Source organism: Desulfofundulus sp. JL263-se, assembly GCF_056316025.1.
The window spans coordinates 2,167,940-2,184,228 of sequence record NZ_CM149993.1 but is presented as its reverse complement, the minus strand read 5'-3'; the positions used below and the strand labels follow the sequence as shown (position 1 = coordinate 2,184,228).

Below are 16,289 nucleotides of genomic sequence, written 5' to 3'. Positions count from 1 at the left end.
CCTTTGCATATTATTTTTTAGCTTTAATTTTAACCATTAAGAGGTGTATGTTGTTGCGGGTAATATTAATAAAAAAATCTTTGGCGTTTTTAGTGTTAGGCATACTATTTCTTTTTGCCGCTTTGGGTACGGGTTTTTCGCTTTTTTCCCCGCCTACGTCATCGACGGTATTAATTGATCAGCAGCCCATATATCAGGGCAGTTCAGAGAGAAAGGAAATTGCCTTGACATGCAATGTTTTTTGGGGAGAAGAATTTTTACCCCAAATGCTGGCTGTTTTGGAGCGTTACGAGGTTCCGGTCACATTTTTTGTAGGGGGAGTTTGGGCAGAAAAGTTTCCGGACATGACAAGGGAATTGTTGGAGAAAGGACATGAAATTGGGAATCACGGATATTCCCATCCACATCCGGACCGTCTTTCCAAAGAGGGTAATCTTAAAGATATCATTAAGTGTGAGAAAGTTCTAAAGGAGATAACCGGTAAGCGGCCCACTCTTTATGCCCCACCTTACGGCGAGCGGGGACCTGCAGTATTACAGGCTGCAGAGGAAGCGGGATATCGCACCATTTTATGGAGCATAGATACCGTTGACTGGAAACACCCCCCGCCTGAGGCTATTATAAATAAAGTGGTAAAAAACGCTCATAATGGGGCAATAGTTTTAATGCACCCCACTGCCCCAACGGTGTATGCTCTGCCCCAAGTAATAGAGTCATTACAGGAACAGGGGTATAACCTGGTCACTGTCAGCCAATTGCTCCGAGATAAAAAAAAGAGCGATAAAAAGTTTTATAATTAAAAAGCATACCGGGAAATATTAAAAATTGGACTCAAGATTATTAGCAGGGAAACGGTGAAATATATGTTGCAACTGATATTTGTTATAGTGCTATTTTTGCTTTTCCCGGGACAGATGGGTTGGGCGATGGAAGAAATTTCAATTACTGCCGATTCCGCTATATTGATGGATGCTCGTACGGGGCAGGTGTTGTTTGCAAAGAATGCTTGCGAGCCGCGCCCGCCTGCCAGTACCACTAAAATTGCAACCGCTCTGGTCGCTTTGGAAATGGGTAAATTGGATGAAATAGTAACCGTAAGCGAAAGGGCGGCCTCCGTGGGCGAATCCAGCATGTATCTGGTACCGGGAGAAAAACTAACCCTGGAACAATTGCTGACTGGTGCCCTTGTAAGGTCAGGCAATGATGCCTGTGTGGCCATAGCAGAACATGTGGTCGGCTCGGAAGAGTTGTTTGCCCGGTTGATAACCGGCAGGGCGAGGTTTTTAGGTGCCACGAATACTTCCTTTGTTAACAGCAACGGCCTTCCTGCCCGGGGACATTTTTCATCGGCCTATGATTTGGCCCTCCTTACTCGTTATGCACTTTTGGACCCTACATTTCGTAAAATTATAGGTACTCGCTTTACTATAATACAGGGGCAAGGCCACTGGGTACATAACCTCACTAATACTAACAAGTTGCTATGGGAATATCCCGGTGCCACTGGTGTAAAAACCGGTACCACTAATGAAGCGGGACAATGTCTTGTGGCTTCCGCCATCAGGAATGGCAGATGTTTAATATCTGTTGTTTTACACAGTGATAATCGCTATAAAGACACTATTAAGCTTCTTGAATACGGATTTAATAATTTTACTCCAACAACGGTAATACAGGAAGGAGAAATCCTTAAAAAAATACCGGTAAAAAATGGAGCTCTAAATTATTTGCCACTAGTAGCTGATAGGTCTCTTATTTTTTTAAGTCCTGCTAACGGGCAACCAAAAATTGAAAAACGTGTAATCTTATGGGATAGTGAGCCGGAGGCTCCTCTTAAAAGTGGTAGCAGCCTTGGGCAAGTCTGGGTTTTTTACCAGGGAAAAGCAATTGGATGTGCAAAGTTAGTGACAAAAATTTCAGTTGCCCGTGATTCTTTTATTTTTTCCTTATTGCATCGTTTTACCAGGAGATGAATAAAGATGACAAAGGATTTACGAAGTTTTTGCCGAAAGATTAAAGACATAGAAACTTTTAATATGTTCAAGGAGGTTACCAGGTGCATAAAAAGACCGTTCTGGATAATGGCATACAAATTTTGACTGAAAAGGTCCCCCATGTACATTCGGTGGCGGTAGGTTTCTGGGTGAACGTGGGGTCAAGGGACGAGCCCCCGGAAGTTGCTGGTATAACCCATTTTATAGAACATATGGTGTTTAAAGGAACAAAGACCCGAACTGCTAGGGAAATAGCGGAATCATTGGATGCAGTAGGGGGGCAATTGAATGCTTTTACTACTAAAGAGTATACCTGTTATTATGTTCGGGTGTTAGATGATTTTTTTGAATTTGCCGTAGATCTATTAAGTGATATGTTGCTTAATTCTCGTTTTTCTTCGGAAGATCTTGACCGGGAGCGAAACGTCATTCTAGAAGAAATAAAAATGTATGAGGATACTCCTGATGAGCACGTTCATGACGTTTTTATACAAACTTTATGGCAGGATCATCCTTTGGGCCGGCCAATAATCGGTTCTGCCGAGGTTATTGCCAATTTAACCCGTGATAAAATATTGGAATTTTATGAGGAGCACTATATAGCATCTAATATTATTGTAACAGTGGCTGGTAACATAGAACATGAAAGAGTTGTGGAAAAGATTATTAAGTCCTTGGGGCATTTAGAATCTAAAACACGACTTCGTGTGCTTCATACTCCTAAGCCTCACAGTGCTGTCAGCTTTCAAAAGAAGGATACCAAACAGGTACATATTTGTATTGGTGCTCCGGGACTTCCTCTGAGACATGAAGATGTATATGTACTTCAATTAATTAATACTACTTTAGGAGGCGGGATAAGTTCCAGGTTATTTCAGCAAATTAGAGAGGAACGGGGATTGGTTTATTCTGTATTTTCTTATCATAGTTCCTATCATGATGGGGGAGTCTTTTGTATTTACCTGGGGTTAAGCCATGCAAATGTGGGGCAGGCCGTGGATCTGGTATTTAAAGAAATTAGGGATATTCAAATTAACGGTGTAACTGATGAGGAATTGCAGCGGGCCAAGGACCAGCTGAGGGGTAATCTGCTGTTAAGTCTTGAGCATGTAAATAACCGTATGAGCAGGCTGGGTAAATCCCAGATATACCTGGGGAAGGTAATTCCCCCAGAGGAAATTGTCCGCAGGATAAACAGTATAGGTAATGATAAGGTTAAACAGGTCGCAGGTCAGTTTCTGGCTCCGGAAAATTTTTGTCTGGCCAGTATAGGCTCTTGGGAAGATGCTGAACTGGTAAGGCGGCTTAAAGGTGCATAGACAGTAAAACCGGGCCCCGCAGAGGGGTTCGATCTTGTTTTTCAGAGAACTTTTATGAAAGGATGATGACGGTGGAAAGGGAAGGGGAAATACTCAAGCGTTTAGAGGGCTTATCCCCGGAAACTTTGGAGGCGCTTATTGAACTGGCAAAATCCTTGTTAGAGAAGAAACAAAGAGTTCGAGGATTTGAAGTTGCGAGAGGCTTTGAAAAAAAGGTGGTTCATATGCCCCAACGAGCTACTCCCGGTTCCGGCGGTTATGATTTCTGGCCTTTGGAAGAGGTTACATTACAACCCGGTGAAAGCCATATCTTTTATACTGGCATTAAAGCATATATGCCGATGGATGAAATTCTTCTTATTAACATACGTTCCAGTTACGGAATGAAACATGGCATCGAATTGTGTAATGGGCAAGGTTGGATAGATGCAGATTACTACTCTAATGAAGATAATGACGGAGTGATTATAATTAAAGTAAAAAATTCCGGGTCAAAACCCTTTACTTTTAAAAAAGACGAACCCTTTGCCCAAGGAATGTTCGTAAAATATTATATAATCAACAATGATAAGCCCCGCCTGTCCACCCGGCGTGGAGGATTGGGCCATAGTTTCTAAGTACTTGACTGTTCAACATTAGAATAATTTTAATTTACCCCCAATAGAATTTTATTGGGGGTGGGACAATGTCTATCGGTGTTTGGTTGGTAATTATTGTTGTTTTAGTATTAGTAACTCTTTCCGTTAGAGAAAGGATAAGATTGAACAGGTACCGGGATAAGGATTGGGATACCATTGGGGAGGCTAAGAGTACTCCCATTTCCCGGGCATTAACAAATCTTGTGGGTATGGCAGGCGGGATATACCTTTCAATAATACTTTTGGTTACATTTTTGGAAATAAAGGTTCCCGAGCGAATTAAATTCGGTATGGTTAGTTTGGAACCCATTGCTACAGTATCCATACTTATAGCCATTATTCAGCCTTTTATTATAAGGGTGTTAGAGATGCGCAATCGTTTTTAAAAAATACCGGGACAGGAGGATGGTCATATGAGAATGGGGGAATTGGCCGGTAAGGAAATTGTTAATATTTTTGATGGTGCCAAGCTCGGGGTAGTTGGGGAATCGGACATAACCATTGATGCTGAATCGGGACAAGTGGAATCAATTATCTTACCTCTCCGGTCTAACTTTATAAATTTCTGGGTAGATAAACAGAGCTTAATCATACCCTGGCGAGCTATAAAAAAAATAGGGGCTGAGGTTATTATTGTGGAGCTGGATCAGACAAACCTGGATTACCGAAAATATTCGACATAAAAATATTATTAATTCAGTGGAAAGCTTATCCCACTGAATTTTTTATTTGTAGGTAATTATTAAAGCGTCGCCCTGGCCATAATAACTTTAAAATGGAACGTAACGTGGAGGCAGGTATGGGGCGGGAGCAACGTATAAATTTAATGCAACAAATTTCAAAATTAAGAGGTTCCTCAATCATTTGCTATATTACCGGTGACAGGGAAAATATTAACACCAGGATTGCTCCTGACGCAACTCAGGTATTTTACCGACACTTGGAAATGGGGCAAAAAGGACTACCCATTGACTTATTTTTATATACCCGGGGAGGGGACGTCCTTACTCCTTGGCGGCTGGTTCATCTTATACGGGAATATACCAATCATTTTAGCGTTTTAGTTCCTTTTAGGGCATATAGCGCGGGAACCTTGATATGTTTAGGTGCCGACGAAATTGTTATGGGGAAGATGGGAGAATTGGGTCCCATCGATCCCAGCGTGGCAAATGCTTTTAACCCCCAGGATCCTTCAAATCCGGCTGCCAGGGTTCCGGTTAATATAGAAGATGTTTACTCTTACCTTGCCCTTGTAAAGGAAAAGGCCGGAATTCAGCAGCAAGAGGAATTATCTAAGATTTTCCGGTTACTGGCAGAAAAAATTCACCCCCTGGCTTTGGGAAATGTTCATCGAAATTGGCTGTTAATTCGCTCATTGGCCTGCCGGTTACTAAATTTGAGACAAAATCGGATGACCGAAGAAAAGGTGCAAAATATAGTAGATAACTTGACAGAAAAGCTTTATGCTCACAATCACATGATTTCCCGGTGGGAGGCATACTATGATATCGGCCTGCCTGTGGTTTTTGCTGATGAAGGGTTGGACCGCTTGATGTGGAGCCTTTACAAGGATTTTGCATTGGAACTCAGATTGCTGGAACCCTTTAATCCGGCGGAATATTTAAAAGGGAGGCGCGCGGAGTTTGAAGTGCCCAGTGGGGTAGTTGAATCACTGGAGGGGCAGGATTACTTTATATTTACAGGGCTGGTGGAGCGTCAAGATTTCCCTGACGGGGGCCAAATTAATGTAAATATAACAGGACACGGCTGGAGGACAATAAGCTAATTTCCCCGGGGGTGAAAAAATGAAAGAGAAGGATAGGATAAAAGGTCATTCCAATTTCCTTTCGGATACCAGGTACTATATTCTAACAGGTAGTTCTGGTTGTCCGTCTGCTGATTACATGTATATGTCGAAAAAGGTAATAGGAGGTGGAGTAATACCGGAATTCAAAGAAAGTAGTGCCAATGAATATCCCAAAGGATAAAAGATTAATGTTAGACACCTATGGGTGTCTTTTTTATATCTCGGGCAAACACTACGGTTTGGGTAGGGAAAAGTAACGTTTACCGGTTTTACCTTGACAACCTTTTATTCATATAAGAAAATTAACTTCAAAAACATCTGCTAAAAATTTTTTTGATAATCTTACAGGAAAGGGGGCAAGAACTGGTTTTCACAGGTCCTTATTTTATTGTTTAGTTTTTAGGTGAAAACCAGGGAATATATGATAAGGGTTGTAGTAGCAGGTGCTGCAGGTAGAATGGGCAGAGAAGTACTAAAGGCTGTTGGGCATGCAAGGGATATGGAATTGGCAGGTGCTGTGGATACCAGGTTTATTGGTGACGATGTCGGAGTTTTGATGGGTAGCGGAGAGATTGGTATAACGGTTCAGCAAGATTTAACTGCTGCCCTGGAAAATTTACGGCCCGATGTTATGGTTGATTTTACCAACCCCCAGGTGGTTGGCGGCAATATTCGTACCGCTCTGGAGCATGGAGTAAGGCCGGTTGTAGGAACTACCGGTATAAGCAAATCGGAGCTTGATAATATACGTAAACTTTCGGAAGAAAAGGGCCTGGGTTGCATTATTGCCCCGAATTTTGCGATTGGTGCCCTGTTAATGATTAAATTTGCTGAAGAAGCTGTAAAGTATTTTCCCCATGTGGAAATAATTGAGCTACATCACGACCAAAAGGTGGATGCTCCCTCCGGCACAGCTATTAAAACAGCTGAAGTTTTGGCTCAAAGGCGAAGTGAATTTCGGCAGGGATTGCCTACTGAAGTGGAGAATTTACCTTGTGCCAGGGGAGCTCAATTTGACGGGGGTATAAGGATTCACAGTGTGCGCCTGCCGGGCCTCGTGGCACACCAGGAAGTTATCCTGGGCGGGTTGGGTCAGACTCTTAAAATAAGGCATGATTCCATATCCCGGGAATCATTTATGCCTGGTGTTTTAATGGCTATAAGAAAAGTAATAAATGTGAAAGGGATGATATATGGGTTAGAAAACTTAATTTTTGAAGATTGACCACTTAAGTTCAAAGGATGACAAGCACCTCCTGATTAAGCCTTTCATATATTAGGTTATCAGTAAGGCCGTAGGAGGGTTAGCAACATGCAGTTTAACTTAAGCGAGGTTAAATTGGCAATTTTGGGTGGGGATGCCAGGCAAGTAATTCTGGCACAACATTTGGCCGAGCAAGGTGCTCTTGTAAAAGTGGTGGGGCTGCCGGTTGAAGGAGAAAACATTATTAATTGCCTTCAACTCTCCGAGGCAATGGATTCGGTCAATGCTGTAATATTACCAGTTCCCGGAGTAAGTGAAGAATTAAAAATATATTCGGCCTACTTAGAGCAGCCAATGTTTTTAACCGAGGAATTGCTGGCCCAACTCCCCCAAGGGAGCCCCGTTATAGTAGGAATTGCCAGGGCCTCGCTAAAGAGATTGGTAGAAAAGTTGGGTTTGCGGTTAATAGAAGTTATGAAGATTGATGAGGTGGCCATATTAAATTCCATTCCCTCGGCAGAGGGGGCTATTCAACTGGCCATGGAAAAAATGTCCATAACTATCCATGGAAGTAAGGCCTGGGTATTGGGTTTTGGTCGTACAGGCATTACCCTGGCCCGGCTTTTATCCGCCATGGGAGCCAAAACTACCGTAGTTGCGCGGAACCCTTCTCAGCTGGCACGGGCTTACGAAATGGGTTTAGAAATTGTCACTTATTCCCAAATTGAAAATTTTTCAGGAGAGGTAGACGTTATTTTTAATACCGTTCCTGCTCTGGTGTTAAGCCAAACGGTTCTTGAACGCTTACCAACCGACGTATTAATCATCGACCTTGCATCCGCACCGGGCGGTACAGATTTTGAGGCAGCCAAAAGGTTAGGGATTGAGGCCCTGCTGGCACCGGGATTACCTGGGAAAGTGGCTCCGAAGACTGCAGGTCAAATATTGGCCAGGGTGATACCCCGCTTATTAGCCGAGGAACTAACCCTCCGTTGAGCTGATTTTGGTAGGAGGTGTTTGTCATTGCGGCTGAAGGGTGTTAGTATAGGTTTTGCGTTAACGGGTTCCCATTGTACTTTGGGTGAGGTAATACCTGAGATAAAAAAATTAGTTAAAGAGGGGGCTGCAATTTATCCTGTGATAAGTTCTTCCGTGGACCAAACTGATACCAGGTTTGGTACTGCGGAACGTTGGAAAAAGGTATTGCAGGAAATTACGGAGATTCCCATAATTAATACTATTGTGGGGGCAGAGCCCATTGGGCCTCAAAAGCTGGTTGACGTTGTGGTAGTTGCTCCTTGTACGGGGAATACGCTGGCTAAACTGGCCAATGCCATTACAGACGGCCCCGTGTTAATGGCTGTAAAGGCTCACTTGCGTAATCAGCGTCCCGTTGTACTGGCCATATCCACCAATGACGGACTGGGTATGAATGCAAGAAACTTAGGAGTGCTTCTTAATGCAAAGAACATTTATCTGGTGCCCTTTGGTCAGGATAACCCCACAGGTAAGCCCAATTCTTTAAAAGCCAAGATGAATTTATTAGTTGATACCATAGAGTTGGCCCTGCAAGGTAAGCAAATCCAGCCTGTGTTACAAACCTTTTGAAAGGAGTATAATGTTTTAGGGGAAATGGTCGGTCCGGGTCAATAAAAGAAATATAAGGAGGGAAAGCATTTTGAAGCAATACAACGTTGTAGTAGTGGGCGCCTCCGGGGCGGTAGGAAAAGAAATTTTGAAAGTTTTGGAAGAACGCAACTTTCCCGTAGGAAAACTGCGTCTTTGCGCCACCTCTCGTTCCGCCGGTAAAGAAATGAGCTTTAGGGGACAGAAGTATGTGGTGAAAGAAACTACACCGGATTCATTTAATGATATGGATATAGCGCTATTTGCCGGCGGTTCCGCCAGTAAAGAATTTGGACCGGCGGCAGTGGAGCGGGGCGCGGTGGTAATTGATAACAGCAGTAACTTTCGTCTTGACCCGGAAGTGCCATTGGTAGTACCCGAAGTTAATCCGGAAGATGTGAAATGGCATAAAGGGATTATCGCCAATCCAAACTGTTCCACTATTATAATGGCCGTACCTTTAAAGGCTATTCACGATGCTGCTGGCATAAAAAGGGTAGTAGTTTCCACTTACCAAGCCGTGAGTGGGGCTGGTGCCGAGGGTATTGAGGAATTGACGGAACAAACCAAGGCCGTTCTTGCCGGCGAAGCTGTTAAGCCGAAAAAATTCCAGTACCAAATTGCTTTTAATCTTATTCCGCATATTGATGTTTTCCAAGAGCTTGATTATACCAAAGAAGAATGGAAGATGGTTAAGGAAACCCGGAAAATCATGCATGACGAAAAAATGGCCATTACCGCCACTACGGTTAGGGTGCCGGTCTACAGGAGTCACTCGGAATCAATTAACATAGAAACAAAGAAAAAGCTTACTGCTGCGGAAGCTAGAGAGGTTTTACAAGCATTTCCCAACATAATTGTTGAAGATGACCCGGCTAATAATAAATATCCCATGCCTTTGTTTACATCCCATAAAGATGAGATCTTTGTTGGCAGGATTAGGGAAGATAATACCGTGGAGAATGGCTTGAATCTTTGGGTTGTGGCAGATCAGCTCCGTAAGGGCGCTGCTACCAATGCAGTACAAATTGCCGAATTGGTTATAAAATACGGTTGCCTTCGGGAGAGATAAATAGTGAAGTTTCTGGTGCAAAAGTTTGGTGGCACTTCCCTGGCTTCACCTGAATTACGAGAAAGGGTTGCAGATAGAATTATTGCAGCCAAAGATGAAGGCTATATGCCGGTGGTGGTTGTTTCAGCCATTGGCAGGGAAGGGGAACCTTATGCCACTGACAGCTTGCTGGGTTTTGCCCGGCAAACTTACCGTGATGTTCCACAAAGGGAACTGGATCTTTTGATGTCCTGTGGAGAAATTATTTCAGGTGTAATTTTGGCGGCCACCTTACAAAGGAAAGGGCATCAAGCGGTGTTTCTTACAGGGGCGCAGGCCGGTATTATTACGGATTGCTCCTATGGTGAAGCCAGGATATTAAAGGTACAGCCACAACGGGTAATAAAGCATGCCCAGGAAGGTAATATAGTAGTGGTTGCCGGTTTTCAGGGAATAACCGAGGATGGAGAAATAACTACCCTGGGTCGCGGGGGCAGTGATACCACTGCGGCAGCCTTAGGTGTTGCCCTGGATGCCGTTTACGTGGATATTTATACCGATGTTGAAGGTATTATGACCGCTGACCCCCGAATAGTGGAAGAAGCCAGGGCGCTGGAATCAATTACCTATGACGAAATATGTCACTTGGCCCATGAAGGTGCAAAGGTAATACATCCCCGGGCTGTGGAAATAGCTTCCCAAAAAAGTATTCCCATAAGGGTCCGCTCCACATTTACCGACAGTCCCGGTACGTTGGTGACTAGCAGCAGTGAAGTTTACAAGGGTACTATAGATATAACCAGAGACCGAATTATTACAGGTATAGCACAAATTTCAGGTATTTCGCAATTTAAGGTTGCGGTAGGAAGCGGCGCCAAGGGGTTGAAGCATCAGAGACGCTTGTTCAGAGGGGTGGCCTTGGCAGGTATAAGTATTGATTTTATTAATGTTCTTCCGGAAGTAGTGTTATTTACCGTAAAAGATGAATTGGCCGATAAAACAGCTAAAGTTCTGGAAAATACGGGATTTTTGCCGGAAGTGGTGCAAGGATGTGCCAAGGTTTCCTGTGTAGGGGCGGCAATGACCGGGGTGCCCGGAGTGATAGCCGATATTGTTGAGGCATTGACTAAAGAAGATATTCAAATTTTACAATGTAACGATTCCCATACAACGGTGTGGGTATTGGTCAAGCGGGAAGATATGGAAAAGGCTGTAAGGGCATTGCACAGGCAGTTTTTGCTGGCCCAGTGATGCCCTAATTATGGGGAAGGAAGGTGAACAAATTGGCCATTGATTTTGGTCGAATTTTAACGGCCATGGTAACCCCGTTCGGCAAAGACCTCTCCGTTGACTATGCCCAGGCAAAAAAATTAGCCCGTTATTTGGTGGAATCAGGTTCTGAAGGGCTGGTAGTGGCCGGTACTACCGGGGAGTCTCCAACTTTAACCAAGGAGGAAAAAATAGAACTCTTTAGAGTTATAGTTGAGGAAGTGGGAGGCAAGGCGGCAGTAATTGCCGGAACCGGTGGTAACAACACGGCTGAGAGCGTAGCTTTGACCCGGGCCGCGGAGAAGGTCGGTGTAGACGGGGTAATGTTGGTCGGACCATATTATAATAAACCTTCCCAAGAAGGTTTGTATCAGCACTTTAAAACAGTGGCTGAAAGTACTGACTTGCCGGTAATGCTGTATAATGTACCTGGCCGCACCGCGGTAAACATTTTGCCGTCTACCGTGAAAAGATTGGCACAGGTAGAAAACATAGTGGCCATAAAAGAGGCATCCGGAAGTTTGGATCAAGTTAGTGAGCTTCGCCGTATCCTGCCCGACAGTTTTGCCATATATAGCGGGGATGATTCCATGACACTGCCCATAATGGCGTTGGGTGGCAAAGGAGTCATCAGCGTAGCGGCGCATGTGGTGGGCCCTAAAATAAAAGAAATGATTAATGCCTTCACCTCAGGAAATATCACTATGGCTACCAAGCTGCACATAGAACTGTTTCCGGTATTTAAAGCCATGTTTATAACAACCAATCCTGTACCGGTAAAGGCCGCCTTAAACTTGTTGGGTTGGCAGGTAGGATCTCCTAGGTTACCTTTGGTAGAAGCCAATGAAACTGAAAAAGATACATTAAAGAAGGTTCTTTCCGATCAGGGATTGCTTTAAAGTTCAAAGTAAAAACTTAACCGCTCCGGAAGTTCCCGGGGTGGTTAATTTTTTATTCAGTGGTTTTTATTTTATATTTTGTATTATTAAACCATTATTTGGATATGCTAATCTTAAATTGGGTATGTCCGGCTTGTTATCTATATTAGTTTAAAGTATAATTACGTTTGGAGTTTTTTGAACGGCTTTCCCTTTGCGGTCAACCAAATATTTTCCCCCCCTTCTCCTGAGTCTCACCTTTTTTAAAGGCGTAATATTTAGGTATTCAGTTATAGGAGGTGGGGAATTGGCTCGTGATTCTAAGTTATTCCTGATTCCCCTTGGGGGTTTGGGAGAAATTGGTAAAAATATGATGGCGGTGAGATTTGGGGAAAATATTTTATTGGTTGACTGCGGTTTAATGTTTCCGGAAGAAGATTTGCTTGGCATTGACGTAGTAATACCTGACATAACTTACCTGTTAGAAAATAAAGAACTTATTAGGGCTATTGTTTTAACCCACGGCCACGAGGATCACATCGGGGCTTTGCCATATGTATTAAGAGAAATAAATGTTCCCGTGTACGGTACTAAGCTTACCTTGGGAATTGTGCGGGCTAAGTTAAAGGAGCAAAATATCGGCGACGAGGTGCGTTTTCATGTGGTAAAACCTAGAGATGTAGTTCAGGTGGGGCCCTTTAAAGTTGAATTTATAAGGGTGTCTCACAGTATTCCCGATGCCGTGGCACTGGCCATTCATACACCCATCGGTACTATTGTTCATACGGGTGATTTTAAGATAGACCAAACACCGGTGGACGGTGAAGTTACGGATTTCCACAGGCTTGCACAGCTTGGAGAAAGGGGTGTTTTGGTCCTATTAAGCGATAGCACCAATGTGGAACGGCCCGGCATTACCATGTCCGAGCGGGTTGTGGGGCATACTTTTGACACTACATTTAGACAAGCTCAGGAGAGGATACTTGTCGCCACCTTTGCGTCGAACGTGCACCGTATACAGCAGGCTATAATAACTGCTCACCGTTATAATCGTAAGGTGGCCGTGGTGGGTAGAAGTATGGCAAATGTAGTAAATATAGCCCATGAATTGGGTTACCTGGATATTCCTGAGGGTGTACTGGTGGATTTGGAAGAGATTAAGCGCTTACCCAAGCATAAAGTGGTAATACTTACCACCGGCAGCCAAGGGGAACCTATGAGTGCGCTTACAAGGATGGCTGCGGGTGATCACAAGCAGGTCGAGATAATGCCGGGAGATACTATTATCATTTCCGCTACGCCCATTCCGGGTAATGAGAAGTTGGTAGCTCGAGTTATCGACCAGCTTTTCAAACAAGGTGGCCGGGTTATTTATGAGGCAGTATCGGGTATTCATGTGAGCGGACATCCCAGCCAGGAAGAGCTTAAGTTAATGCTTAACCTGGTAAAACCTAAGTTTTTTATTCCGATTCACGGGGAATATCGTATGCTTATCAAGCATGCCCAGTTGGCACAGGAAATTGGAATTCCGGCTGATAACATTTTTGTTGCCGAAAACGGTCATGTACTCGAGTTTACAAAACGCTCTGGCAGGGTGGCGGGAAAAGTGGCTGCCGGCAGGGTATTGGTTGACGGTCTCGGTGTTGGAGATGTGGGGAATATTGTATTAAGGGATCGGAAGCAATTATCCCAGGACGGCATATTAATTGTGGTGGTCACCATTAGTCGAAAAAACGGAGAGGTGATGGCAGGCCCCGATATAGTTTCCAGAGGGTTTGTCTATGTCAGGGAATCCGAAGAATTAATGGAAGAGGTTAAGGAAAGGGTTAAGGGTGCGTTAGAAAAATGCCAAAGCAAAAAAGTATCAGAGTGGTCAGTCATAAAATCTCAAATTCGAGATGCATTGGGAAAGTTTCTTTATGAAAAAACCAGGAGAAGGCCTATGATCTTACCGATTATCATGGAAGTATAAATGACTGAACAGGGGGATGGAATTCGCAATTCTGCGAATTCCATCCCCCTGTTTACTTAAAGAGTTTTTGTTTATTTTATTGAATTGTCAAGCATACTAAAGACAAAGGTTAATCGAAATTCTTAAGGAGAGGATATGTTATGTCTCAAAAGTATATGTGGCAACCTGGTTTGTTTCCGTTTGTTCCCGGTCATCAAGAGCCGTACCCGAACCGGGGTAATGAGCCTGAACGAACTGAAAGGCCCGGTGAGCCGGGACGTACCCGTGTAACGGGAAAATCTAAGCCCAGTATGGAATCTGTAAAAGAGTTAGGTGCCAATAACGTTCCGGAAGTTCACAGTAATATCCATTGTTTAAGTATTGTAGGACAAATTGAAGGGCACCTGGTTCTTCCTCCCCAGAACAAAACAACCAAATACGAACATCTTATTCCCCAATTAGTAGCTTTGGAACAATCCAACGAGGTAGAAGGAGTAATAATAATTTTAAATACCGTTGGAGGTGACGTTGAGGCGGGGCTTGCAATAGCAGAAATGATAGCCAGTATGTCCAAGCCTACCGTCTCTGTGGTGCTGGGAGGGGGGCATTCCATAGGGGTACCTATTGCCGTAGCGGCAAACACTTCCTTTATAGCCCCTACTGCTTCAATGACCATTCATCCTATTCGGCTCAACGGCTTGGTTATAGGAGTACCACAAACTTATGAATACTTAGACAAGATGCAGGATAGAGTGGTAGGTTTCGTTACGCAACATTCAAATATTTCCGAGGAAAAGTTTCGAGAACTTATGTTTCGTACCGGTGAATTAGCTCGGGATATTGGCACCGTACTTATTGGGAAGGAAGCAGTGGATGTAGGTCTTATCGATGCAGTGGGCGGGTTAAATGAAGCCATAACAACTTTAAAAGGAATGATTGAGAGGGGTAAAGAGGTGCACGTACGATGATACTTTACACACCCATGCAATTAGAGCTGGTACTTGATGGGCTGGAAGATATGAAACACCCCAAGGAGAGAGAAGTGAAAATAAATGGTATCCCGGTCCTTGTCCAGGAGGAAGGGCCGGGAAGAGGTAAACTATTAAAGCTTTTAAGTACGGATCCCCGGGATTATTTAAGTCCCCATTTAACTCCAGGTACCCCTGTTAGTTTTAAATGTTAAGGCCGCAGCTTAGCTGCGGTTTTTTATGTAGTCAAAGGACTTGGCTATATGATATAATTGTTCCGGCTTAAAGGGTTAATTTGCGAGCATTTCTGTACATTTGAATCGAAGTTGACCATTAAAAAGACCTCCTGGTAAAAAGAAATAGAACTCACAAAAAACCCAACGAATGAAGCAATACGGCCCTACTAAAATTTCCAAGCGGGGCCGGCCGGGATTGCGCTGCCTTTTATACCAGGCGTCACTGCTCTGGTAGCCAAAAATCCGCAGTTTAAAGCCCTGTACCATCACCTTAAAAACCGACAGGAAAACCCACTTAAGAAAAAACAGGCTTTGATTGCCATTGCTTGGAAACTTTTAAGGGTAATGTTCTTAACCTTGGGTGGGGGAACCTGTAATCTCTCCATTAGGGCATAGACCCTGCATACGAGTACCAGTTCCCCACCCACCCCCAATATGCTGAACGAAGGAAAAACTAATTAAAGTTTTACTGCAAAATATTGAGATAGAGGAGATGTGGTCTTTGGAGTGGTTTCAGGCAGTTATTCTGGGGATAGTTCAGGGAATAGGGGAGTTTTTACCTATATCCAGTTCCGCGCACTTAGTATTGATTCCCTGGCTTATGGGTTGGCCCTATGCGGGCCTGACTTTTGACGTGGCCTTACATATGGGAACTCTTTTTGCTGTTATTTCTTTTTTTTGGCGGGATTGGTTCGTTTTGGCGGTGGATGGTTTACGCGGTCGGCGTACCACTTATGGACGACTCTTTTGGTACCTGGTGGTTGCCACTATTCCGGGGGCATTTTGGGGCTACCTGTTGGAGGACTACGCTGAAACCGTATTTCGCGAGCCTTTGGTTATAGGAGCCATGCTTATACTGATGGGTTTAATTCTTTGGATCGTTGATAGTAGGGCTAAGGCAATAAAGAACCTGGAAGACATAAGCCTTAAAGATAGTCTGTTCATCGGTTTTTCCCAGGCTCTTGCCATCATCCCTGGCGTGTCCAGGGCGGGTATTACCATGACTGCGGGCAGATTCTTAAATTTAGACCGGGAAACTTCAGCTAGATTTTCCTTTCTCCTTTCAACTCCCATTATTTTTGGTGCTGGAGTTAGTCAGTTATCCGAAATATCCATGGCGGATTTAAACGGAAGTTTTATCCTCGGGGTTATAACTTCAGCCGTGGTAGGTTTTTTATCGATAAAATTTCTTTTACGTTATTTATCCAGTCATAGTTTTTTAATTTTTGTTTGGTACCGGCTGGCAATAGGAATAATGGTAATGGGATTGGCCATATTTAGGTAAAAACCGCAATATTGCGGTTTTTTTTTGTTCCAAGTGAAGGGATTTATTGGTTAATATGGTATA

18 protein-coding genes and 1 pseudogene are annotated in these 16,289 nt (G+C 43.7%); all 19 read left to right on the top strand.

What is annotated here, in order from left to right:
- The first annotated feature begins 80 nt into the window (after positions 1-80).
- Positions 81-800, top strand: coding sequence for a polysaccharide deacetylase family protein (locus ACX4JR_RS11175; RefSeq protein WP_476058132.1), 720 nt, complete (start codon positions 81-83; stop codon positions 798-800).
- A 114-nt stretch (positions 801-914) separates the two neighbouring features.
- A complete protein-coding gene (locus ACX4JR_RS11170) occupies positions 915-1,973 on the top strand; it encodes a D-alanyl-D-alanine carboxypeptidase family protein (protein WP_476058131.1) in 1,059 nt (352 codons plus the stop codon).
- Positions 1,974-2,056: 83 nt separating this feature from the next.
- Positions 2,057-3,313, top strand: coding sequence for a M16 family metallopeptidase (locus ACX4JR_RS11165; protein WP_476058130.1), 1,257 nt, complete (start codon positions 2,057-2,059; stop codon positions 3,311-3,313).
- Between the two features lie 62 nt (positions 3,314-3,375).
- Positions 3,376-3,930 carry a dCTP deaminase/dUTPase family protein gene (locus tag ACX4JR_RS11160; RefSeq protein WP_476058129.1) on the top strand — a complete coding sequence of 185 codons (555 nt, stop codon included), beginning with the start codon at positions 3,376-3,378 and terminating at the stop codon, positions 3,928-3,930.
- 68 nt (positions 3,931-3,998) lie between these two features.
- Entirely contained in the window at positions 3,999-4,337 is a 339-nt protein-coding gene (locus tag ACX4JR_RS11155; RefSeq protein ID WP_476058128.1) for a hypothetical protein, read from the top strand.
- A gap of 27 nt (positions 4,338-4,364) precedes the next feature.
- Positions 4,365-4,634, top strand: coding sequence for a YlmC/YmxH family sporulation protein (locus ACX4JR_RS11150; RefSeq protein ID WP_476058127.1), 270 nt, complete (start codon positions 4,365-4,367; stop codon positions 4,632-4,634).
- 92 nt (positions 4,635-4,726) lie between these two features.
- Positions 4,727-5,737: an SDH family Clp fold serine proteinase gene (locus ACX4JR_RS11145; protein WP_476058126.1), complete on the top strand. Its 1,011-nt coding sequence runs from the start codon at positions 4,727-4,729 to the stop codon at positions 5,735-5,737.
- A 19-nt stretch (positions 5,738-5,756) separates the two neighbouring features.
- A complete protein-coding gene (locus ACX4JR_RS11140; protein ID WP_476058125.1) occupies positions 5,757-5,939 on the top strand; it encodes a hypothetical protein in 183 nt (60 codons plus the stop codon).
- 240 nt (positions 5,940-6,179) lie between these two features.
- Positions 6,180-6,983: a 4-hydroxy-tetrahydrodipicolinate reductase gene (dapB, locus tag ACX4JR_RS11135; protein WP_476060542.1), complete on the top strand. Its 804-nt coding sequence runs from the start codon at positions 6,180-6,182 to the stop codon at positions 6,981-6,983.
- 87 nt (positions 6,984-7,070) lie between these two features.
- On the top strand, positions 7,071-7,958 hold the full coding sequence (gene dpsA / locus ACX4JR_RS11130; protein ID WP_476058124.1) for a dipicolinate synthase subunit DpsA: 888 nt from the start codon (positions 7,071-7,073) through the stop codon (positions 7,956-7,958).
- 27 nt (positions 7,959-7,985) lie between these two features.
- The gene (locus tag ACX4JR_RS11125) at positions 7,986-8,570 is read left to right on the top strand and encodes a dipicolinate synthase subunit B (RefSeq protein WP_476058123.1); all 585 of its coding nucleotides are present in this window, start codon (positions 7,986-7,988) and stop codon (positions 8,568-8,570) included.
- Positions 8,571-8,640: 70 nt separating this feature from the next.
- On the top strand, positions 8,641-9,660 hold the full coding sequence (locus ACX4JR_RS11120; protein ID WP_476058122.1) for an aspartate-semialdehyde dehydrogenase: 1,020 nt from the start codon (positions 8,641-8,643) through the stop codon (positions 9,658-9,660).
- A 3-nt stretch (positions 9,661-9,663) separates the two neighbouring features.
- On the top strand, positions 9,664-10,890 hold the full coding sequence (gene dapG / locus ACX4JR_RS11115) for an aspartate kinase (protein WP_476058121.1): 1,227 nt from the start codon (positions 9,664-9,666) through the stop codon (positions 10,888-10,890).
- A gap of 32 nt (positions 10,891-10,922) precedes the next feature.
- A complete protein-coding gene (gene dapA / locus ACX4JR_RS11110; protein ID WP_476058120.1) occupies positions 10,923-11,807 on the top strand; it encodes a 4-hydroxy-tetrahydrodipicolinate synthase in 885 nt (294 codons plus the stop codon).
- Positions 11,808-12,093: 286 nt separating this feature from the next.
- On the top strand, positions 12,094-13,758 hold the full coding sequence (locus tag ACX4JR_RS11105) for a ribonuclease J (protein WP_476058119.1): 1,665 nt from the start codon (positions 12,094-12,096) through the stop codon (positions 13,756-13,758).
- Positions 13,759-13,898: 140 nt separating this feature from the next.
- The gene (locus ACX4JR_RS11100) at positions 13,899-14,705 is read left to right on the top strand and encodes a ClpP family protease (RefSeq protein WP_476058118.1); all 807 of its coding nucleotides are present in this window, start codon (positions 13,899-13,901) and stop codon (positions 14,703-14,705) included.
- The gene (locus ACX4JR_RS11095) at positions 14,702-14,920 is read left to right on the top strand and encodes a YlzJ-like family protein (protein WP_476058117.1); all 219 of its coding nucleotides are present in this window, start codon (positions 14,702-14,704) and stop codon (positions 14,918-14,920) included. The genes ACX4JR_RS11100 and ACX4JR_RS11095 overlap by 4 nt, the downstream gene beginning before the upstream one ends.
- A gap of 181 nt (positions 14,921-15,101) precedes the next feature.
- Positions 15,102-15,292, top strand: a pseudogene (locus tag ACX4JR_RS11090) (transposase); the annotation flags it as partial.
- 151 nt (positions 15,293-15,443) lie between these two features.
- The gene (locus ACX4JR_RS11085; RefSeq protein WP_476058116.1) at positions 15,444-16,226 is read left to right on the top strand and encodes an undecaprenyl-diphosphate phosphatase; all 783 of its coding nucleotides are present in this window, start codon (positions 15,444-15,446) and stop codon (positions 16,224-16,226) included.
- Positions 16,227-16,289: the final 63 nt, after the last annotated feature.

Coding starts and splice junctions, on each gene's coding strand:
- ACX4JR_RS11170 (WP_476058131.1), top strand. CDS start 915: ATGGGTTGGGCGATGGAAGAAATTTCAATTACTGCCGATTCCGCTATA.
- ACX4JR_RS11160 (WP_476058129.1), top strand. CDS start 3,376: ATGATGACGGTGGAAAGGGAAGGGGAAATACTCAAGCGTTTAGAGGGC.
- ACX4JR_RS11155 (WP_476058128.1), top strand. CDS start 3,999: ATGTCTATCGGTGTTTGGTTGGTAATTATTGTTGTTTTAGTATTAGTA.
- ACX4JR_RS11150 (WP_476058127.1), top strand. CDS start 4,365: ATGAGAATGGGGGAATTGGCCGGTAAGGAAATTGTTAATATTTTTGAT.
- ACX4JR_RS11145 (WP_476058126.1), top strand. CDS start 4,727: ATGGAACGTAACGTGGAGGCAGGTATGGGGCGGGAGCAACGTATAAAT.
- ACX4JR_RS11140 (WP_476058125.1), top strand. CDS start 5,757: ATGAAAGAGAAGGATAGGATAAAAGGTCATTCCAATTTCCTTTCGGAT.
- dapB (WP_476060542.1), top strand. CDS start 6,180: ATGATAAGGGTTGTAGTAGCAGGTGCTGCAGGTAGAATGGGCAGAGAA.
- dpsA (WP_476058124.1), top strand. CDS start 7,071: ATGCAGTTTAACTTAAGCGAGGTTAAATTGGCAATTTTGGGTGGGGAT.
- ACX4JR_RS11100 (WP_476058118.1), top strand. CDS start 13,899: ATGTCTCAAAAGTATATGTGGCAACCTGGTTTGTTTCCGTTTGTTCCC.
- ACX4JR_RS11095 (WP_476058117.1), top strand. CDS start 14,702: ATGATACTTTACACACCCATGCAATTAGAGCTGGTACTTGATGGGCTG.